Origin of the sequence: Caballeronia temeraria, from assembly GCF_001544795.2 — a bacterium.
Classification (GTDB): Bacteria; Pseudomonadota; Gammaproteobacteria; order Burkholderiales; family Burkholderiaceae; genus Caballeronia; species Caballeronia temeraria.
Genome location: NZ_FCOI02000006.1, coordinates 178,392 through 198,152, shown reverse-complemented (window position 1 = coordinate 198,152; position 19,761 = coordinate 178,392). Strand labels below are relative to the sequence as shown.

14 protein-coding genes and 6 pseudogenes are annotated in these 19,761 nt (G+C 59.5%); 10 read left to right on the top strand and 10 right to left on the bottom strand.

The features are described 5' to 3' along the window. Window positions 1-130 precede the first annotated feature (130 nt). Together AWB76_RS11875 and AWB76_RS11870 are read left to right on the top strand one after the other, a co-directional pair. Entirely contained in the window at window positions 131-1,315 is a 1,185-nt protein-coding gene (locus tag AWB76_RS11875; protein WP_061160329.1) for a hypothetical protein, read from the top strand. A gap of 1,532 nt (window positions 1,316-2,847) precedes the next feature. After that, a complete protein-coding gene (locus tag AWB76_RS11870) occupies window positions 2,848-3,051 on the top strand; it encodes a cold-shock protein (protein WP_061127923.1) in 204 nt (67 codons plus the stop codon). Window positions 3,052-3,571: 520 nt separating this feature from the next. On the opposite strand, the gene AWB76_RS11865 is transcribed toward AWB76_RS11870, so the two are convergent. Then, a complete protein-coding gene (locus tag AWB76_RS11865; RefSeq protein WP_061160328.1) occupies window positions 3,572-3,991 on the bottom strand; it encodes a hypothetical protein in 420 nt (139 codons plus the stop codon). Between the two features lie 961 nt (window positions 3,992-4,952). After that, complete coding sequence (locus tag AWB76_RS42680) at window positions 4,953-5,081, bottom strand: hypothetical protein (RefSeq protein ID WP_268807888.1); 129 nt, start codon at window positions 5,079-5,081, stop codon at window positions 4,953-4,955. Between the two features lie 320 nt (window positions 5,082-5,401). Here AWB76_RS42680 and rpoD point away from each other — a divergent pair, with 320 nt between their 5' ends. Continuing rightward, window positions 5,402-7,447, top strand: a complete 2,046-nt coding sequence (rpoD, locus tag AWB76_RS11855; protein WP_061160400.1) for an RNA polymerase sigma factor RpoD — start codon at window positions 5,402-5,404, stop codon at window positions 7,445-7,447. A 173-nt stretch (window positions 7,448-7,620) separates the two neighbouring features. Here rpoD and AWB76_RS11850 read toward each other — a convergent pair whose 3' ends face one another. Then, the gene (locus AWB76_RS11850; RefSeq protein WP_061160326.1) at window positions 7,621-9,009 is read right to left on the bottom strand and encodes a hypothetical protein; all 1,389 of its coding nucleotides are present in this window, start codon (window positions 9,007-9,009) and stop codon (window positions 7,621-7,623) included. A gap of 467 nt (window positions 9,010-9,476) precedes the next feature. Here AWB76_RS11850 and AWB76_RS11845 point away from each other — a divergent pair, with 467 nt between their 5' ends. Next, a complete protein-coding gene (locus AWB76_RS11845) occupies window positions 9,477-10,286 on the top strand; it encodes an MBL fold metallo-hydrolase (RefSeq protein ID WP_061160399.1) in 810 nt (269 codons plus the stop codon). Window positions 10,287-10,466: 180 nt separating this feature from the next. On the opposite strand, the gene AWB76_RS43040 is transcribed toward AWB76_RS11845, so the two are convergent. Further along, entirely contained in the window at window positions 10,467-10,703 is a 237-nt protein-coding gene (locus tag AWB76_RS43040) for a PAS domain-containing protein (RefSeq protein WP_082864426.1), read from the bottom strand. Window positions 10,704-10,760: 57 nt separating this feature from the next. Between AWB76_RS43040 and AWB76_RS39120 the strand changes: the two are divergent. The 3 genes and pseudogenes from AWB76_RS39120 to AWB76_RS11835 form a co-directional block, all read left to right on the top strand. After that, a pseudogene (locus AWB76_RS39120) lies at window positions 10,761-11,225 on the top strand (IS630 family transposase); the annotation flags it as partial. Continuing rightward, a pseudogene (locus AWB76_RS42130) lies at window positions 11,222-11,448 on the top strand (DUF6429 family protein). The pseudogenes AWB76_RS39120 and AWB76_RS42130, both read left to right, overlap by 4 nt. 204 nt (window positions 11,449-11,652) lie before the next feature. Further along, on the top strand, window positions 11,653-11,910 hold the full coding sequence (locus AWB76_RS11835) for a hypothetical protein (protein WP_061160324.1): 258 nt from the start codon (window positions 11,653-11,655) through the stop codon (window positions 11,908-11,910). 387 nt (window positions 11,911-12,297) lie between these two features. On the opposite strand, the gene AWB76_RS11830 is transcribed toward AWB76_RS11835, so the two are convergent. Continuing rightward, window positions 12,298-12,642: a response regulator gene (locus AWB76_RS11830; protein ID WP_061160323.1), complete on the bottom strand. Its 345-nt coding sequence runs from the start codon at window positions 12,640-12,642 to the stop codon at window positions 12,298-12,300. Between the two features lie 98 nt (window positions 12,643-12,740). Further along, entirely contained in the window at window positions 12,741-12,959 is a 219-nt protein-coding gene (locus tag AWB76_RS11825) for a hypothetical protein (protein ID WP_061160322.1), read from the bottom strand. Between the two features lie 139 nt (window positions 12,960-13,098). On the opposite strand from AWB76_RS11825, the pseudogene AWB76_RS11820 reads away from it, so the two are divergent. The 3 pseudogenes from AWB76_RS11820 to tnpC all read left to right on the top strand — a co-directional run. Beyond that, a pseudogene (locus tag AWB76_RS11820) lies at window positions 13,099-13,615 on the top strand (CinA family protein). A gap of 18 nt (window positions 13,616-13,633) precedes the next feature. Further along, window positions 13,634-14,478, top strand: a pseudogene (gene nadE, locus AWB76_RS11815) (NAD(+) synthase). A gap of 213 nt (window positions 14,479-14,691) precedes the next feature. After that, window positions 14,692-15,480, top strand: a pseudogene (tnpC, locus tag AWB76_RS11810) (IS66 family transposase); the annotation flags it as partial. A gap of 95 nt (window positions 15,481-15,575) precedes the next feature. Here tnpC and AWB76_RS11805 read toward each other — a convergent pair. From AWB76_RS11805 to AWB76_RS11790, 4 genes and pseudogenes are all read right to left on the bottom strand, one after another. Continuing rightward, window positions 15,576-16,598 carry a site-specific integrase gene (locus AWB76_RS11805; protein WP_061160321.1) on the bottom strand — a complete coding sequence of 341 codons (1,023 nt, stop codon included), beginning with the start codon at window positions 16,596-16,598 and terminating at the stop codon, window positions 15,576-15,578. After that, window positions 16,595-17,563, bottom strand: a complete 969-nt coding sequence (locus tag AWB76_RS11800) for a tyrosine-type recombinase/integrase (protein ID WP_061160320.1) — start codon at window positions 17,561-17,563, stop codon at window positions 16,595-16,597. Before AWB76_RS11800 ends, AWB76_RS11805 begins: the two co-directional genes overlap by 4 nt. Then, a complete protein-coding gene (locus AWB76_RS11795; protein ID WP_244173321.1) occupies window positions 17,560-18,543 on the bottom strand; it encodes a site-specific integrase in 984 nt (327 codons plus the stop codon). Before AWB76_RS11795 ends, AWB76_RS11800 begins: the two co-directional genes overlap by 4 nt. A 1,006-nt stretch (window positions 18,544-19,549) precedes the next feature. Then, window positions 19,550-19,735 (bottom strand): annotated as a pseudogene (locus AWB76_RS11790) (IS66 family transposase); the annotation flags it as partial. Window positions 19,736-19,761 lie beyond the last annotated feature (26 nt).

The window sequence follows — 19,761 nt, the reverse complement described above, 5'->3', positions numbered from 1 at the left end:
TTGGCTGGAAACCTTGCCGCACTACTCCCCAGCTGGAAACTGGAAAGGGACTACAGACACCCCGGAGTGTAGCGCAACAAGATCGACAGTCAAGCAAAACCCATCCATTTACCGTAATGGACCGCTCGACATGTCTATCGCGCAACGCTTCGTTGCTGGCGAGGGTGAAGCACACCCCGAAGATTCGGCCGCCCTCACCGCTTTTCGCTGTGACTCGACCAACCTGCCCTGGATCATCTTCCGGGCGGCGTTTCGCGCCGCGCACATCGAACAGATTCCGCCGCGCGCTCGCGCTGTGCTCTCTGCCCTCGCTCGTACCGTCGACGCTGCCAAACCGTTCGGTGCCATCTTTGCGCGCCGTGAACTGCTCACGGGCCGCGCCCTGCAATCCATGCGGACGTTCTACCGGAGTCTCGACGATCTCGAGGTCGCCGGACTCATCGAGCGTCGCCCGCAGGGCCGCTATGTCGAAGCCGGGTTGTTCGGTCGCGCTTACCTTCATCTCACCGAGCATGCCGCAGCTCTCCTCGGCCTCATTGAGCCTTCACGCGCGCACGAGAACGAAGCCGGCCAGACGCCCTTTTCAACCGCACCCGCATCGGCCGAGCCTTCTTTGTCTGTACCGTCTGCCAATGTGGCAGACGGTGGAATATATAAGGATCTAAGCCCTTCTGTTTTTCAAAAGAGACAACCGGGCCAACTGCCTGCGGACCTTCAGCGCCTGCGCGCCCTGGGTTTTTTTGATTTCTTGATTTTCAAACTCATGCGCGAGGCACGTGAGCACGGCAAGCGCCTCTCCGATGTCGTGGAAGCTACCTGGGATCATCTGAAGCTCGCCAAGGCGCCAATCAACTACCTTCGCGCCCTGCTCCGCAATCCGGTCGATTTCGCCCTGCTGGTGCGTCGTCGGAACGCCGACCACCATGCCGAGCAAGCGCGCGCGCAGCAGCACGTGGACGCCCAGGCCGTTGCCCTCCAACATGCCGGCCGCACGTTCATTGACGCGGACGATGCGCGCCAGTTCGTGATCGGGGCCGGTGGTGACTCGTTGACGATCTTTAGCCTCACGGAGCGCATTGGTCGGCAGGCCGCCGGATGGATGCCGTCGTTTGCGACGGCGCTCGCGTCCGGGAAACTTCGCCCAGCCACCGCGCTCGATCTCGAGCGCTTCGCCCACGCGCAACGCGAGGCGCTCGGCAAAACACAGCCTTGCACGGCACCGCTGACTCACCCAAAGCCGCCGGTGACGGGTGCGGTGCGGGCGCACATCGCCGGCCTGCGTGAGCTCCTGAAAGTGCGGGCAGCGGGCGCGTGACGTGGCGTACGCGACCGCCGTCTGAGTATCCGCATGAATCGCCCCGGCGTCGCGCGAGATCAACGAACGCACGGCCGAGCACGGCACTTGGACGGGGCCGACTCGCTTGCTCCAATAGAAAGATCATGTCCACAAAACTCCGCACATTGCCCGCATGCGCAGGTGCGACGGGCGCTCGAAAACCCGCTCTCAAGACGGCGATCGAGGCGCCGGGACGGCACAATCTGAGCGAGACGACGGGGTGAGACGACGGGGTGAGACGACGGGGTGAGACGGGCGGTACGCCAACATCGAGCGCACGGGCAATGCAGGCGAAGCGAGCCGCCGACGCGGAGCACCGGGTCGGGCGGTGAACAACGCTAAGGACCCGAAGCGAATGCTCATCGACGATCGCTGCGCCGGTAGGCGTGCCGGTCTCAAGATGTCCGCGGTCCCCGCGCCGATCATTCGTGCCGCGCACCTATTCGCTAGAGTCCGCAGGCAGACGAGGAAGTGCCAGGCGTCACGCGAGCGAAATGCCGGGGCGAACCCCAAGCGGCTCACGGTCCTGGCCAGTCCGACTACGCGAATTGTCCGCGCCGTTCACTCGTAGAGTGCCGACGTGCGGACGACCTCTGCAGCCGTCCCCAGACGACCAACAATGGTCCATAGCGCCGCACAAGAACCGACGCTGTCGGACGATCGGTACGGCGCTTAGCGGCAACCTTGGCGTGCAACATCGCCTGCCGCGAGTACGGAAAGTCCACGCTTTCAGACGAAACGTGGCAGCGCCGGTGTGGCGTTCTGGAAGCTTTGCCGGCCGGAACTGGGATCGCGAAACTGGACTCGGTGGAACGGACGGTGGGCCGTCCGTTGATGTCTGCTGGCCGGTTCAGATCTCGTGAGCCGACGATAAGCGGCCACGCACGACGGCGCGGCCAATGACCGATCGAATCGCGTGAGCAGCGCGTTTCGTGCCGCGGAGACGTCGGACCGGTCGTGACATTCAGCCCCGCGCCGGCAGCGCGTCGCGAGGCGCGAGGCTGGTAGCCTCGGGCACCGAATTGGCGCCGGATTCGACGCGGACGCCGCAACCAAGTGAAGGGTCTCAGAACGGCCTCTGGCGCCTGGACGCCGGACACGGCGCCGCCACCCACTCATTGGCAGGTCATTAAACGGACCGAAGGACAGCGGTCGAGTCGACGTCATCACACGCGCATCTGGGCCCTCCGTGCTCGGTTCATTCGCGCCGACCGGTGGGGGAGAGGCGTCGCCTGCGCGTCGCGGTGGGTCCAACCATCGATCCAGGCGCGCATCGAGTGGTCGATCGAAGGCTGCGCACGGCAGCCGTTTGTACCGTTTTCGCGCGCCATGGGGCGATGCAGGGAAGGGCGAGCGAGTTCACCCAAGGCGCACGCAATGGCATTCAGACTGATTATTCGGAAGGGGGCCGCGTCATGATCTTCTCGGTTGCCTAGTGCGTGCGAGCAGGTCAAGATAGCGTCCGGCGCTCGCGAGGGCGGGGCCGTCTTCAACTTTTTAGGTCAACAAAAATGGCAACTGGTACGGTCAAGTGGTTCAAGGACGACAAGGGTTTTGGCTTCATTACGCCTGATGGCGGGGGTGACGATTTGTTCGCCCATTTCTCGGAAATCCGCGCCGAAGGTTTTAAGACACTCAAGGAAGGGCAGAAGGTGACGTTCGACGAGAAGATGGGTCCGAAGGGCAAGCAGGCAGCGAATATCAAGCCGGCGTAAGCACTCGCGGAAAAATGGGCAGTCATCGTCCGGCAGGCGCCGACGATGTCCGCCCATCGAACCGTCTCCGGACCCGCACATCGCGCTCTCGTTCGCGTGCGTCCTTCACCGGTCGAGCCGCGCGCGCAGCGAGACAGTCCGCCCGATGCAACCAGACGCTTCACCACACAAACCGCTCAATGATCGCAGAAGAATCATACGGAGTCCTACATTCCTCGTGGATTCACGCGATCCTAGGGATTAACTCGGTGTGAAACATTGCTGCGAAAATGGCGTTCGAGCCTAACCGGTTGTTATAAAACAGATTTTCGACGAAATCGCGGCGAAATCGCGCATTGTTTCACGCGACCATGGGTCGGCACGCAACTTACATCACCATTTTGCGGCCCGTATTGCCTCAATATCCCTGTTGGGCGTTCGTGCGTATCAAACGAAACGAATTCCGTGCGCATTGATACCTTGGGCAAAAATCGGTTTCCCGGCGTGGTAAGCACCGTCCCAAGGCCGGCTCAGTGCCGGCTTAGTGGCCAGCTGAGTGGCTGGTCGCCGCGGCACGCAGCGGGGAGGTTCGATTGCTGGCAGCGAAACAGTCGAGTCGGTGGCGGGCGCCAAGATGAACGTGCCTTGGTGCGTTTGCGAGCTGACGATCCGATTGGCGCAGCACTGCCTCGAAAAGCGGGATGTCGTTGGCGTCGAGTGTCCAAGCCCGCGCGTGTTCGGCGCGTTGCAAAACGCGCTCCATGGCCGCCTCTGCGCACGCGTAGATGATCAAGTCGGTGTCGCCAAAGCCCGCGTCCTGAATATAGTAGGCGAGATAGATCATCCGGATTAGTTCATTGAACAAATACGCAGAGCCGGAGCCACTTCGACATGCGACAAAGGTCAGATGATTCACCAGGGAGATTTCTCGCGCCGCGGTCTCTGGCATCGGCAGCAACATGGCTTTGTTGAGGGGCTTGCGCGAGGACGCACGGGAAGGTCGAGAATGTGGGCGGCGAGAAGGCATGCGGCAAAAAAACATCGAAGAGAGTTCCGCGTCATGCGGAGTTCTGCGAATCCTACCCGTGCTTCAAGGCGACGTCTGTGGCTCTTCCCGCGCCGGCAGCCGACGACCCGGTCTGAATGGATTGCGTCATTTCTGTTTGGCGAGCCCCGATCCATGCGTGAACTGTGGCGCTCGGGAGACGGGGCCGCCGGATGCCTATTCGAGATGCAGTCGGGGATCATGTTCGACGGTCCCGGCGCCTGCGTATTCGATGAGCGCAAAAAAACGGTGCGCGTCTTGGCGCGGCGTTTTCAAGAGCCTTCGACTGCAGCTTGCGATGTGAAACCCTGAGGACACGATGGTCAGGATTGAGTTGGAACTGGACGATAGCGTGCATGCCGCCCTGCGCTCGGTGGTCGCCCGCTGCAACGCGGCGCACAAAAGCAGCGGCGGGGCGAACACGCACGGCGAGCTGAATGTGAAGAAACTGCTGACGCTTTTGGCGGAAGACGCCGCGATGATGCAGAGTCGGCCGGGCTCGTGGGAGGCATTCGACAATGCAGCAGGTGCTCGACGCGCACGGCTATCCGTCCTGCAGCGAGTCGTGAGATGCAGACCGAAGCGGGGAGGGCGCAGGCGGGCCGGGACTTTCGCGGGTAGAACCGACAACACCAGAAGTCGGAGCGTCGACAACCTTCGCTTCCGTGACTGCGCTCGCTGCTGTGTCTTCGCGGGGCGCTTGGAACACCGGATGCCGCACCTCATCTGAACGCCCCCGCCGAACGCCTGTCGCAAGTTGCATTTGAGCTTTTATCCAATGGGTCGATCGCCCCGAGCGGTATTGCGCATTGACCCGCCTGGTGCCGTCTTTGGCGTCTGAACCCGCGCGGTACCTGAAACACTCCAGCGACCCATCTCACTCGCCCGGTCGCGCCGGCCGCGGCGCGTCATTCTCATCGTCGCCCTGCGAACGTTCGATGGGCGCACGCAACGGCTGCGTCGTGTCGATGCCGGCCATCTGAAGTGCGGCGTCGATGCGCTTCAAGGGCGAGCGGAAATCCAGCACCCAAGGGCGGCGAACATTCGTCGTCGCTGAGCACAGCGATGCCGTGGTGAACCGTGAACGCCCCCTCTATTTGGTGCGGCGCAGCAATTCGTGCTATAATTTTAGGCAGTGCTCACATCGCACTGACTCTTGATGCGCCATTTCATCCGGCCCGCTCGTATCAGCGGGCCGCGTCCCCCGCTCGTTGCGATATCACAAGCCGCGTCCGCCTTCAGCCCTTGAATGTCTTTGACGCGCCGGCCGCGATGTTCTCAGCCGCCGGACTCGCCGTCGCCGAGCACACCTGCCAAGGAGAATGCATGACAAGCTTTGATCGTGAGGTTTTTGGGTCCGCTACAACCGCCTTCGTGTCTAAGGCCCCGGGCCGACGTGGGTCCAAGGCCAAGGCTGCTGCACTTTTGCTGCCGATGGACACAATGTCCTCGGCTCTGCAGGATGAAGAGCGGCAACGCCAGATGCGCGCGCTGATCCAGTTAGGCAAGTCGCGCGGCTACCTGACTCACGCGGAGATCAACGATCACTTGCCCGACAACTTCGCGCAGACCGCTGCAATCGAAACTATCGTCAGCACCTTTAACGACATGGGCGTGGCGGTCTACGAGCAGACGCCGGATGCTGAGACGCTGCTCCTGAACGGCGTTACGCCGGCCGCCATCTCGGACGATCAGACCGACGAGGAAGCGGAAGTCACCCTCGCCACGGTGGATTCTGAATTCGGCCGCACCACCGATCCCGTGCGGATGTACATGCGTGAAATGGGCGGGACGGAATTGCTGACGCGCGCGGGTGAAGTTGAGATTTCGAAACGCATCGAAGACGGCCTTCACCAAATGATCCACGCGATTGCGGCCTGTCCGGCAACGGTCTCCGCAATCCTCTCAAGCGTGGAGCAAATTGAGGCGGGCGAATTGCGCATTGACGAATTGGTTGACGGACTCAATGAAGACGCCGCAGCGGCGGATGCGGGGGTCTCGGACTCATCTGATTCGGCTGAGCTCACGGCGGCCGCCGCCGACGGCGATGACGGCAATGACGGCAATGAGGAGAAAGGGGACGAAGAGGGCGACGAGCTGGTCGACGAATGCGGCGCGACCGAGCAACAGGATTCGGCGAAGGCAGACGCAGCTCGCCTGAAACAGCTCACGAACGACAGCCTTGCCATTTTTGCGCGCGTACGCGAGTTGTTCGCTCAACTTCCGCGCGCCGACGCGACCCAGGGCGCGGACATAATTGGCTTTGCACACGTGTGTGAAGCGATGCAGCGCGAGCTGGCGCCCATTCGCTTTAGGGCACGAACGATCGATCGGCTGTGCGCGCACGTGCAGCAGCAGGTCGCGCAGGTGCGCGCGATCGAGCGCCGTGTTTTGCAGATTGCCGTCGACCGGTGCGGGATGCCGCGCGAGAACTTTGTCGAGTCCTTTCCGGGACACGAAACCGATCTTGGCTGGACCGAACGCATGGTTACGGCGTCGAGCAAGTATGGCGCCGCACTGGAGCGCAACCTGCCGGCGATTCAGGCGGAGCAGGAAAAGCTGATCGAGATCGAAGCCGCCGCCGCTCTGCCGCTGCAGCAACTGAAGAAAATCAACCGGCAGATGATGGCGGCCGAGTCGAAAATGCGCCAGGCCAAGGGCGAGATGATCGAAGCCAACCTGCGCCTCGTGATCTCGATCGCAAAGAAGTACGTGAACCGCGGTATGCACTTCCTGGATCTGATTCAGGAAGGCAATATCGGCCTGATGAAAGCCGTCGACAAATTCGAATATCGCCGCGGCTGGAAATTTTCCACCTACGCGACATGGTGGGTGCGTCAAGCGGTGACGCGTTCGCTTGCGGATCAGGCGCGCACGATTCGTGTGCCGGTGCATATGATCGAATCGATCAACAAGCTCAATCGGATTTCGCGCGAGATTCTCCAACAGACCGGCCAGGACGCGCATCCTGCATTACTGGCCGAGCGCATGGGATTGACCGAAGAAAAGGTTCGCGGCATGTTGAAGGTCGGCAAGCAACCGGTGTCACTCGAGATGCCGGTGGGCGAAGACGCGGATGCGACGCTTGGCGACATGATCGAAGATCCGATGGCGGCATCACCCGCGGACGCGGCCGTGCATGCCAACCTGCGCGATGCGATCGATGAGGCGCTCGATGCGCTGTCGCCGCGTGAAGCGAAGGTACTGAGGATGCGTTTTGACATCGATACCGCGTCCGACTTCACGCTCGAAGAACTGGCTAAGCAATTCGACGTGACGCGCGAACGGATCCGGCAGATCGAAAGCAAGGCGATGCGAAAACTGATGCATCCGAGTCGGGCAGACAAGCTCCGGCAATTTCTTGACCATTGACGATGCGACAACTCGACCACCGGTCAGCGCCACGGGAGCAAGCGACGCGGGCCGGACGGGACTGACACGCGCCCTTTCCGTATCGTCGCTTGAAACGAGAAGGTCACTCGCGCTGAGCGTCGCTCGCCAGAACTGGCATTACAGCACGATGGCGGTCGGCAGTGGCGCCGGCGTTATAGCAATATCGCTTGCTGCAAAAGCTCCAGCGCTTTCAACTCGTCCAATCGACCCGTGCGTGCTTTGCCCGCTAGCGTCTTGATCAAGGCTTCCGCGATCGGCTCGATACCGTGAAGATTGTCCAGGCTCGTCACGGAAGGGGTGGGGAGCGATGCGGCTTTTCGCTCGGGTAGCGTGGAGGCCGGTGCCGGCTCAATCGTTACCGGTGCGACGGACGAGACCGGTGGGACATGCTGCTCGGTATCGTCGAGCGAGCGAACAGGCGATTCACCAGAAGCAGCACCGACCTGATCTAACGGGACGGGGATCGTCTCTTTCGCGCGCTGGACATTTGCTGACCTTAAGCTTTGCGCAGCACCCTGGCCGTCCAGATGAGAATCACCTTGGCGCGCCTTTGCTGCGGCACGCTTACTTTGCGCGCTGTTCTGAGTTGCGAGCGCAGGCGGCTCGTCGTGTTGAACGGACGCGCGACCCCGCGCAGCAGGGGTCAGCAAACGTGACACCGACTCCGGAATCTCGGCTTCAGAGCGCGGTGTATCGAGCCAGCCGGCTGGCAAGCCAAGGCGCTCCGTGAAACGGCTCGCTTCGGCATCGTCCATGCGCTTCTTGCCGTGCAGTCGATGTGCCATGTTCGACCCGCTCAACGCCATGACCACGCCGAGTCTTACTTTCGATCCGTTTCGAGTCGTCAGAACGTGCAGGTTCGCGCGTCGAATGCTTTCAACAGCGGCGCCGTTATTCAAAGGCAGCGGGTGTTGCTCCGATGCTTTGAGCGACGTCTTGGACTTCGCGGCGACTTCTTTACGGGCAGCACGCTGTCGAGGCTGCTTGGCCGTTTCGCTTGCGCTGTTCGTGGCGGCGGCCTTGGGCGAACCGTCCGTTGTTTTTTTTCGCATTTGACCTTCCTCGAACACACTATCCTCAAGAAACGATTGCTGGCCGACGGGTACAGCGCCAGCAGGCTCAGGTGCTTGAAACTCGGCTTCCGGCTCCTCGTCGCCTTGAGCGAAGTCGAGCGGTGATTTCAGCCGCGCGATGGTTTCTGGCGTAAGCGCAGGATAAGGTTGATCAAAAAAGCCATGCGGTAACCCGAGCGTCGTTTCCATGTGAAAAGCGGTCTCAGGCGTAAATCGCTCGCCTTTCATCAACTCGGCGACCCGCGTCATGCTCGAATCGAGGCCTAACGCGATATTCTCTGCGCCCACTGCATTGACCAAAAACTGAAACGAACGCGTCTTGAAAATCGAGGCTGCTTGGGCTGGGTCAGGAGCAGGCGGTTTCGCGTACGATTGCCGCTGACGATTCGGCGACGACTGTTCTATGGGACGAGGTCGACGTTCACCGCTTTTTCGAGATCCCGCATATCGCCCGCGGGTTTGACTCATAGGGTAGTGCTCCCGCAGTCGTTGACATATTAACGACTCGATTATAGACGAGGCGATATGAGCGCCTCATCGAAAAGCTCCGCGAATATGCACGTTCGTCGACTAAGAGCGGCGCGGCTATAGCACGCTGCGAAATCGGTAGCAGACGGTTTAGCCAGGGAAGGGGAAGGGCGATCCCCTAACACTGTAAGGTCGCGCTCCGCGCCATGCTTGGCATTTCATCCGAAGTCACCGATCTCTGTCCCATTTGTTGCGTGATGGGAGCCGCTCGGGCTGCGGAATAAGCTGTGTCGATCTGAGACAGGGTCGCTGACGTGACGCAACGCCGTTTCGACAAGACAGCGGGCGCGAGCAGGCGAGTGCGTTGAGAGCCAGATGGTACCCGCACGGCCACGTGCACGCCGAATGCTATGTAACGCAGGACGATGTGCGACACCCACGCACCCACGACGAAGAGGGGCACTCTCATGGGCCAAATTTGTGAAGCTTGTGGCATCCAGTATCCTGAAACGGACGAGTGGAAGCGTTGCCTCATCTGCGACGACGTGCGGCAATTCGTGCCGCCGGCGGGACAGAAATGGACTACGTTGCGTGTGTTGGGCGAGAGTCATGCGAACGCATGGCGCACATTGCGTGATGATCTCCTCGAGATACGGACCGAGCCGACCTTCGCCATCGGACAGCGTGCGCTGCTTGCGCGAACCGCGGACGGGAACGTTTTGTGGGACTGCATTACGCTGCTGGACCGCGCGACCGTCGCGATCATCGAGGCGCTCGGCGGCCTGAAGGCGATCGCGATCTCACATCCACATTACTATTCGACAATGACGGAGTGTGCTCGCGAATTCAACTGTCCTGTGTGGATCCATCAGGCAGACAAGCAGTGGGTGGTCTCTCCCTCAAGTGCCGTGCAATTTTGGTCAGGCGATAAGCTGTCGCTCACATCGGATATGACGCTGTTGCGCCTGGGCGGACATTTTCCTGGAGGCGCAGTACTTCATTGGGACACTGGAGCAGGCACTCTTCTGTCGGGCGACATTTTGCAGGTAACGCCGGATCGGGCGCACGTGTCGTTCATGTATAGTTACCCGAACTATCTGCCCCTGTCCGCGACCAAAGTTCGAGCGATGGCAGCGCTCCTCGAGGACTTCTCGTACGAGAGCGTCTACGGCAGCTTCCGACATGCCGAAATCGTGTCAAACGGAAAAGCCGCGGTCGAAGCGTCGGTTCAGCGATACATCGATCTACTTGCGGACCAATTTGACACGCGTTACTAGGCACCAGGACGCTTCCTCGCCGGCGTTAGCGCGGACGCGGATCGATGGCGAAGAAAGTCTGCATCGCTCATCGTGCATGGAGCCACGCGGGGGAATGCATGCCGATCGGGCAGGGCAGTCAATGCATCGAATTGGGCTTGGCGACGCAGTCGTTCCTAAGACCGAATCAATTCGGTGACGTCACTGAAAACCATGACAAGACGGGGGTACCCCTGCTCCGTCAGCAGAGATGGGCGATATATGAAGCTGGACCCAGAAAGGCTTCCCGTCGTCCTTGTAAGCCAACAGTTGGCCCGCAAATTGGGACCCTTGCGCGAGAGCGCGCCGCCGCGACCCGTTCTCCCCCACGGATCCACGACCGCTGAAAACGAGTGGGAATTCCTTCCCAAGCGTTTCGGACGCACCATATCCAGCAATACGTTCGAACGCCGCGTTGACGTATTCGACAACTTGCTGTTCACCGTCACGGCGCGTACGACTACGCTGTTCGCAGCGCTGAACACATTGCTACCGGTGAAGTGATCGCCGAGGTCCATCGGCGCCATCGCAGCAGCGAACTCCTGCGCTTTCTGCGAACCATCGAAGCCAGCGTGCCCTCGTACCGGGATGTACGTCTGGTGATGGATAACTATGACACGCACAAAACGCCCTCGGTCAAAGCCTGCTTCGCTCGTCATTCTCGCTTCCACGTTCACTTCACACCCGCATCGGCGTCGTGGCTTAACCAGGTCGAACGCTGGTTTGCCGCGCTCACTGAAATATCTCCGACGCGGCACGCATCGGTCGACACGCCAACTCGAAGACTCGATCTGTCATTACCTGGACATTTATAACGCCAGTCCCCGACCGTTCATCTAGACCAAGTCGGCTGATGAAATCCTGGCCAGCCTCGAACGGTTTTGTGCGCGGGTCAGAAGCGCTACGGCGGGAGCATCATGAACATCAATACCGATGCAATCAATGAAGTGTCTAGCTGACCCTGCACGACCGATACCGCGGATGGAAGGGGTTGGACTGGGATGTACTGAACCGGCTCCACGAGCGAGCCTTCATCGAAGATCCAGTCAACAAGACGAAGTCCGTGATCTTCCGTAAAGGATTGCGCGAATCCAAACGGCTCTTTATCGAGTGTTTCGTCATTCCGGAGATAACAGGATATTGATTCAACGAACTTCTAACTCACGACACTAGGCTCACGTCTACCGGAACTTGACCCAACAAACACTCGCCGGGGCTGTCAACCAATTGGACGTACCAGACGTTTTCTCGTCGTTTGACATAACGACGCGCCGATTTGCCGGGCAAGTGTTCGCCGGAATCGGGCGCGGCAAATTGTAAGCTCGGTTTGCGCGGGAAATGGTGATAGATGGATCATATCAATGACGCTTGGCTGATCAATGAAAGGACAAACGGAGACTGGGTTCTTTTCGGGTACAGGGCAGGGCATCGGGAAAAAGTCGGAACGCTCACGGACGCGGCGCTCGTTGAGCTCTTTCTGAAGGCCGGCGATGGCGCAGACGAAGCGACGTTGCGAGCATTGCTGCTGCGGGCGTTGCGAAACCATCTTTGCGGGCGGCCGGTGGAGGAAATACCTGTGCTGGACACGCCCCTCGATTTCGATTGACGCCGGACTTAGTCGGCGCGGCGAGAGGCGGCGGGCGTCACGTCTGTCGAACCGTCGCTCAAAGGCTCGGGCTTTCAGCCGCGTGATCGTCGATGCCCGCTCTACTGGCCGAAATTAGAGTCCGGTTTTTTGCAAATCGGAAGGATGCACACGCACGGTGGGGTTGCCACAGATGCCGCCTGACCTCCGCCTTTCTCGCCGGTGATCACGTTCGTGCGTCTTCGTGGACGTTGTTCCTGAGACCGCTCCTGCACCCTTGCCACTTGCGATTGCGGCCATGGTTCGACCAGTAATCGGCTCTTTCACCGACCGGCTCTTTTCGGCCGGCTCTCGCGCTGCAAACGGTCGCAGGCGCTTAAACGCGCAGTGTCAAACCGCTTGATGACGCTACCAGTGTGCGGCGAGAAGAGCTTGCAGGCGGTCAATGCATAACGGCTTAACGAAGCATCCGTCGAAAATTTCTAGATCGTCGGCAGCCTTCGTTTCGGTGTAGCCAGTAAGTGCATAAATCTTTGCAACTTTCAAATCGCGCATCTGCCTGCAAACGGTTCGCCCGTCAGCATCCGGCAGCGATAAATCAAGAAAGACGAGGTCAAACCGGGCCGACGAAGCAACTTGCAATGCACACGCGCCAGTATAGGCAACGGAGGGACGGTGTCCCAGTGCTGCAGCGATGTCCGATAACGCGTCAGCCGTGTTGCGATCGTCATCAACAAACAGTACCTTCGTCATCAATCCTTTCCGTGGGTGGGGCCGAAAAAGCCGGCTTGCTGGAACGCTTGAGATGAAGTCACCGCGAAGAACTGCAATGTCGGCAACGTTTCGGGAGTTCAACTATCTGCGCTGTGAAGGATCTCTCTGCCAGCGATGGCGGCGAGCGACGCGCCGATCAGCATGGCCACCAAGGCGACCGACTCGTCAAACTCGCCGTCCATCTCATCCGTCGCACACCACCACAAACCCGCGCCGGCCACCGTCAAGATTGCGCCAAAACAGACGCCCCAGACAGGTCCGTTGGACTCGGATCTTAAACGAGCGAAGATTCTCATTTCCGGTTCCTAGCGACGACTCGCCATCCTATGCTACCAGTTTTGCGCTGTCCCGCACCGGCTGAGTAGCTTAGCTGTCGAGAACGAGAGGCACACGTGCGCTCCGGTCTGATCTTTGCTGCGGGTATACAACGGCAACCTGTCGGATCGCGGAGGCGAGACGGACATTCCTGAGGATGTGGTCGCATTTCTTACCTCACGCGGGTTGAAGCTCGCAACCGCGGAGTCTTGCACTGCTGGTTATATTGCCTCTCTGATCTCATCCGTGAAGGGAAGTGGAAGTTGTCTCGACGTTGGCTTCGTGACGTACTCTCCGAGCGGCAAGGCCGGTTTCCTCGGCGTGAAGGAAGAAACAATGAAGCGCTTTAGCCTAACAAGCGAGGAAGTGTTGCGCGAGATGTCGGAAGGAGCACTCGCACAAGAAGCATGTTGTGCAGATTTGACTGTCTCGAATACAGGCGTCGCTGACGGCTCTGCCGATGACGGCCCTCCCGCAGGGACGCAGTGCTTCGCCTGGTCGTTAAAGCAGCGCGACGACATGATCACGTTCAGCGAAACGCAGAAATTCGAGGGTGAGCGTAACGAGATCCGCAGCGCCGCCGCGATATGCTCTTTCATGCATACCGCACTACTTTGAGAAAGCAACGCATTCTTAATGGATAGAGGGGGTCGATATGGACCAGGACGACGTCGAATACCGGCAGTGGCAAGCGAAAGTGATACGAGAGCTTGGCGTTCGCCAGCGTTTCGATCCCGATGCGGAACGCGAGGAACGAATCGGCTTCTTATCTGATTATCTCCGTTCCCAAGGGTTGAGGACGTACGTGCTCGGAATCAGCGGTGGCGCGGACTCTTCTACTGCAGGACGTCTCGCGCAGTTAAGCGTTGAGCGACTCCGTGCGCGCGGATACGAAGCGCAATTCGTTGCTGTCCGTCTGCCGTATGGTCGGCAGCGAGACGACAAGACGCACAACTTGCCCTGCAGTTCATTCAACCCGATGAGACGTTGACCGTCAACATACAACAACCGTCGGACGACATGTTATTGGCGCTCAAGGAGGGAGGAGCTCAATACGCCGACGACTTCGAAGAAGACTTCGTACTTGGGAACATCAAGGCCCGTCAGCGCATGATTGCACAGTACGCAATCGCGGGAGCGAGGCGGGGTCTTGTGATCGGCACGGATCACGCCGCCGAGTCATTGATGGGCTTCTTTACCAAGTTTGGCGACGGTGGGGCTGACGTTTTGCCGCTTTCGGGACTTACGAAACGTCGCGTGCGGGGCCTCGCGCAGTCGTTGGGTGCGGAAGACCGTCTCGTGGTGAAAGTGCCAACAGCGGATCTCGAGTCGCTCACTCCACAGCGGCCGGACGAAGATAGTTATGGCATCAGCTACGAGAATATCGACGACTTTCTGGAAGGAAAGGAGGTAAGCGAGGAGGTCGTGACCACAATTCGCCGTTTCTACGCGGCAACTCAACATAAGCGTTCGCTACCGGTCGAAGTGCCGCGGGATTGACGGGCCGATGCCTTGCTAATAATGACGAAAGAGGCGGCGCAGTTCAGCAACCGAGGTTTGCTGAGGAGGGGGCGGCCCGCCAGGCGGCAATGCCTCGCATCGTTGCCACGTTTTCCGCGGGTGCAAGCTCCCCGCGATGGTCCAGGACGGCTGGGACTTTTCCCGTGCATTGACATTATCCAAACCGGGGACCAAGAACGCTCACGCGGACTGAGCCTGCTCGAGGAAGCGCTCGACGCGGATCTGGCGGCAATCGGGCTCGAGCTGCAGGGGCTGAAGTCCGGCAAGCAAACTGGGACGCCACGTCAACAGCCAAAGCGGGCGCCGCTTCCTCCCGAATTGCCACGTATCGACTTTCATCACGAGCCGGACAGCTCGATCTGTACGTGCGGCTGCGAACGCGTTCGTGTCGGCGAGGACATCAGCGAGAAGCTGGATTACACGCCCGGCGTGTTCACGGTAGAGCGGCATATCCGGGGAAAATGGGCGTGCAAAACATGCGAGACGCTGGTGCAGGCTGCGGTGCCGCCTCATGTGATCGACAAGGGCATTCCGACCACCGGCCTGCTGGCTCAGGTGCTGGTCGCCAAGTACAGCGATCACCTGCCGTTGTATCGACAGGAGCGCATCTTTGCGCGGGCGGGTCTGGCGATCGCGCAATCGACGCTCGGCGCCTGGGTTGGCGCGTGTGGCGTGCGCCTGCAGCCCCTGGTCGATGCACTTCGCGAAGAAGTGTTGCAGCAGGCGGTACTGCATGCCGACGAGACGCCGGTACAGATGCTTGCGCCGGGAAAGGGCAAGACCCATCGAGCCTATCTGTGGGCGTACAGTACTACGCAGTTCTCCGATCTGAAGGCGGTGATCTACGACTTCGCCCAGAGCCGCGCTGGCGAACATGCACGCGCATTTCTGGGCGAGTGGCGCGGCAAGCTGACGTGTGACGACTATGGAGGCTATAAGGCTAGCTTCCAGAACGGCGTGACCGAAACCGGGTGCCTGGCCCAGTATCCTGAGTCTCGTTTTATGTCGAGAACTGCGCGTTTGGCCTTGTACGAGTAAGCGCGCACATCCCTGCATGGCCACATAAATTCCTTGGCTTACAGCGAATTCAGAAACGTGAGCAGGTCTGGTTTCGGTTTCCATGACTTCGCGCTTGCGGGCTCAATTCCCGCATGCCGCCAAAACATTTCCAGGGCATCGCGCTTCATTTGAAGGTTTGTCTCGATATAGCGTCCGGTTGTCGCAACGCTTGCATGACCGAGATAGTCCCGAATCACGGGCACAGAGTTACCCGATTGCAGCAATCCGACAGCAAAACTGTGCCTCATGACGTGCGGTGTAACCCGCTTGTGAGCGAGCGCCGGTAGTTCCTCGGTTGCAGCTTGTACGTGCTTGTGCAGAATATAGGCAATCCCGTCACGGCTCAATGCTTCTCCATTTCGATTTAGAAAAACGTGCGACTCACGCTGAGTGTCAGTCCGATTGATCGTTCCAAGCCGGCGAAGCGCATCGGCAGTTTCGCGCCACAGTGGCAGCAGCCGATCCTTTCGACCTTTACCATGCAGTCTCACCTGCCGCGGAGAAGCAAGTTGCAAGTCACCCCAGCAAAGGCCCGCAGCTTCGCTAACACGGGCACCGGTATTGTAGAGAAACAGCAGTAACGTGTAGTCGCGCCAACCACCGACCGTCTTCGTGTCGGGCTTTGCGAGAATCGAGCGGACTTCATTGGCTTCAAGATAGGTTGCCGGCCGATGCCGCGCCTTCTTTGCCGGAATGGCGAGCGCTTCGGCATATTGTTGCGAGTGAGCGATATCTGTACGCAACAGATGTTTGAAGAAGCTTCGAATCGCGGTGCGGCGGCAGTTGCGCGTTGCCACCGAGTTTGACCGATCCGTCTCGAGATGAAGGAGGAATCTGGCAACAGATTCGGCCTTCATGTCGCCGAGATCAAGACCCGAAACGCTGCACCTCTTGTTCGCGGCGACGAATTCAAAGAAGAGCTTCAAGGCATCGCGATAAGCGCGCACCGTATGGAAACTGGCACCGCGCATGCGTTGCAGGTACTCAGTGAAGAACGATTCGACCCGAATGAACAAGGCTGTGGATGACGCGGACTTCATTCCGGGGCATCTGCATGGCGCAGGTGGTTGTGGAGCCGTCTGCTGGCCAGAGCCAGCAGTTGTGGCGTCGCCTTAAGGTAGATCTCTGTACCGAGCAAGTCCTGATGACCGAGATAGGCAGACAGTGACGGTAGCTTTGCATGAATATCAACTCGGGCAGAGGCCCATGCCATGAGACGGTGAACCGCGAACGCGTGACGGAACTCATACGGTCTCGGGCCGACCCTGCCTGTGGGTGGTTTGATCTCCAGTTGACGAAGCAGGTGCCGAATCGCATCTGAGGCTGACTTTACCGTGAGCGGAGTGCAGTCGAGTCGAATGAACAGTGCTTGTGGATCTTCGACGCAGCGAGTCCGAATGAGCTGGCGACGTGCTTCGAGATATTGATGCAACTCACCGGCGAGGTCCGAGCGGAACGCGACCTTGCGTGATCTTCCCTTGCTGTGCGATATAAAAAATGTGTTGCGGCGAAAATCCACGTCTTCCATATGCAATCGCACTGCTTCTCCCAGCCGCAGGCCAGTGCAGTAAAGCACCAGTATCAATGCCCGAAACATTGCTGCCCAGATCCAGCGACCATGATGTTCGCTCGCCGCATGCAGAAGCTTATGTACCTCCTTCTGCGAGAAGATGTATGGAAGAAACGGCGATTCCTTGACTGGCGCGAGCGCATGCTCGGGAACATATCCGGAAGGATGGTTGCGGCGCCTGTAGAGGCACAACTGACGAACCACCCCGAACTCCTGGCTTACTGTGACCGCCTTGCGTCCGGCGACACGTGACGCCCATCGCCGGACGGCCTCATCAAGTGCCACAGGCTGTTCGCCCCATTGATTGGCCATGAATCGCACGAAGCCGTCGAGTACAAATTCACCGCGGAAATATTGCACGCCCATGGCACGTCGGAATCTGAGAAAGTCCGCGACATCACGCGCGATACCTTCCGCTGTCACAATCGTTCTCATGTTGGCACCGGCAGTGAAACATCGCGCAACGTCTCCGTTGCAATGCGCACGTACGCAGAAATGGAGTCAGGATCACGATGGCCAAGAATATCCGAGATTACTTGCGGGTTCGCACCAAGGTCGATCTGACGGGAAGCGTTCGAGTGACGCAGCACGTGGCTACCCAGGAAGGGCGCTGCCACGCCGGCCGCGGTGGCGTGCCTGACGACCATGTATCTGATTGCTGCCCCAGTTAAACAGCCGAATGGCAACTTGGACTGAAGAAACAGATACCGGGTCGTTACATGCGGTGGTCTTCCGTCGCGAAGATAGCGAGCCACTGCCCTCGCGACGGCAGGTAACAGCGGTAATGTAAAGGCGACCTTGGTCTTCGGCCGAATCACGCGCAATGTCGCAGCATCCCAGTTGATATCGTCCAGTTTCAGCCCGATCACTTCTCCTGCGCCGAAGCCATAGGTGCTCATCATCAGCAGCATCGCGTAGTCGCGAAGGCCACATGGATTTGACCGGTTCACGGCATGGAGTAGCCGCTGCACGTCCTCCCACGCCAATGCCCGACGTGGACGATAGTACTTTAGCTGAACCGGGGCAATCACTGAATCGGCCAAGTTGTGTCGGCTGCGGCCGCTGGAAAACAGAAAGCGCGAAAAAGACCGAATACTACTGGCAATATCGGCTGTCGTGGTTCGGGCGTATCGTTGACTACAGTCAATGAGAAACGAATCGATATCAGCCAGGCTCATGGAGCGCCACGTGTGACCGTTCTTGCGAAGGTGCTCGTGAAAATAACCTATGTGAGTCAGCTTCTTGTGCACAGTAGTTGGCGGGCTGCCTCGATGGGCCACGAGGTAATTCCTGTATGCACGCAGCACCGCCGTCGAGGGGGATCTGGTTACCGGAGCAACCCGCCAGGGCGGCACTTCCCTTCCGAGCACACAATAGACACGATTCAGTTCATGAACCGCAGTCCTGGCGTTCATTGTTGCATCGGGGTCTAAAGCATGCCGGTGGCAATACCAATTGGCAAATCGACGCGCACCATCAAGGGTCAGCTGGGCCTGCTCATCCAGGCCGTGCTGTTCACAATACGCCCTGAAGTGTCCGATCCATCGGAGATACACGCTAGCGCTGGCGTCCTTTACGGAGCGGTCGTGACGCCACGCATCAATGATCTCGGCCGTCGTCGGACACGGTCCGGGTCGATCTGAAACGTGTGGTTCAAGCTGCATACTGGTTGCTCGCAGATGACGGTCGCATCATAAATCGGTTGATGCCGACCGCCAGGCCCCATGTCTTGTTGGTCAAGCGCACAATGAGCAGATACGCCTCGCTGCAGTCGTAGAAAGCCCAGTGGCGCCGGCAGTTCGCTCAGTGTCTGATAAGAGAGCGTACGCCTTAACTCCAGAAGCGTACATCGCGCGCCGGGTTCTGCTGGCGTGCCGGAAGGCGGTGGTGGTTGCAGTGAAGCTACTGCATGCAGCGCCGCTTGAACTCCACGCAACCGGCGGCGCAACCAACGCATAGCCGCAGGTAGGCTCACGTCGTCCTGCCGCAGCACATCGGCAGCGGCTTCCATGCTACGCATACGCGGCACCCTTGCGACGACAGCATCGATTGTGGCAAGCAGCCCAGGCAGCCTTGCCGCGAGAAAATCCGGCAATAGGCTGAAAGTTCGGTGTCCTTCCGGGCAGTACCACCTGGCAATGCGTATCCCCGATGGCGTCGCGCGCGCATAGGTGCCGTGACGGGCGAATGAGCAACCACCAGAGGGGTGTAACGGACAACGTTCCAAACGCACCGCGAGCCATTCGTGCTTCGCGATGTAGCTCTCGACATTCGATTGCGTTCGTAGCGGGATCTGCACGTTCGCAGCCCTTACAGGAATAGCGTCCGGATAGATAATATGCCGAGCTGTCCAGCCCTTCAAGCACGGGTGTAGGCCCGCGGCCAGCCGCCGCTCGACATAAAACGAAACTCAGGATACTGCGCCATGCATCCGAAGTGCGCTGCCTTTTTAAGCGTGCGCCAGGCACTGTAGCCGTCGCTCATCAGCATGCCGCTGTAGTCGCCCAGAAACTTCTGCGGATGCTCCTGGCCGCGTCCCGGCTGATACTCGAACAACACCACGGGCTCAGCGCAGTCCTGCGCGCTGCGGTAGCACCACATGTAACTGGGATGCTGTCTATTGCATCGGCTCA

Excerpts from the sequence above, each read along its gene's own strand:
- AWB76_RS11875 (WP_061160329.1), top strand. The coding sequence starts at position 131 with ATGTCTATCGCGCAACGCTTCGTTGCTGGCGAGGGTGAAGCACACCCC.
- AWB76_RS11805 (WP_061160321.1), bottom strand. The coding sequence starts at position 16,598 with ATGAAGTCCGCGTCATCCACAGCCTTGTTCATTCGGGTCGAATCGTTC.
- AWB76_RS11870 (WP_061127923.1), top strand. The coding sequence starts at position 2,848 with ATGGCAACTGGTACGGTCAAGTGGTTCAAGGACGACAAGGGTTTTGGC.
- AWB76_RS11830 (WP_061160323.1), bottom strand. The coding sequence starts at position 12,642 with ATGACGAAGGTACTGTTTGTTGATGACGATCGCAACACGGCTGACGCG.
- AWB76_RS11795 (WP_244173321.1), bottom strand. The coding sequence starts at position 18,543 with ATGAACGCCAGGACTGCGGTTCATGAACTGAATCGTGTCTATTGTGTG.
- AWB76_RS11845 (WP_061160399.1), top strand. The coding sequence starts at position 9,477 with ATGGGCCAAATTTGTGAAGCTTGTGGCATCCAGTATCCTGAAACGGAC.
- AWB76_RS11850 (WP_061160326.1), bottom strand. The coding sequence starts at position 9,009 with ATGAGTCAAACCCGCGGGCGATATGCGGGATCTCGAAAAAGCGGTGAA.
- AWB76_RS11835 (WP_061160324.1), top strand. The coding sequence starts at position 11,653 with ATGGATCATATCAATGACGCTTGGCTGATCAATGAAAGGACAAACGGA.
- AWB76_RS11865 (WP_061160328.1), bottom strand. The coding sequence starts at position 3,991 with ATGTTGCTGCCGATGCCAGAGACCGCGGCGCGAGAAATCTCCCTGGTG.
- AWB76_RS11825 (WP_061160322.1), bottom strand. The coding sequence starts at position 12,959 with ATGAGAATCTTCGCTCGTTTAAGATCCGAGTCCAACGGACCTGTCTGG.
- rpoD (WP_061160400.1), top strand. The coding sequence starts at position 5,402 with ATGACAAGCTTTGATCGTGAGGTTTTTGGGTCCGCTACAACCGCCTTC.
- AWB76_RS11800 (WP_061160320.1), bottom strand. The coding sequence starts at position 17,563 with ATGAGAACGATTGTGACAGCGGAAGGTATCGCGCGTGATGTCGCGGAC.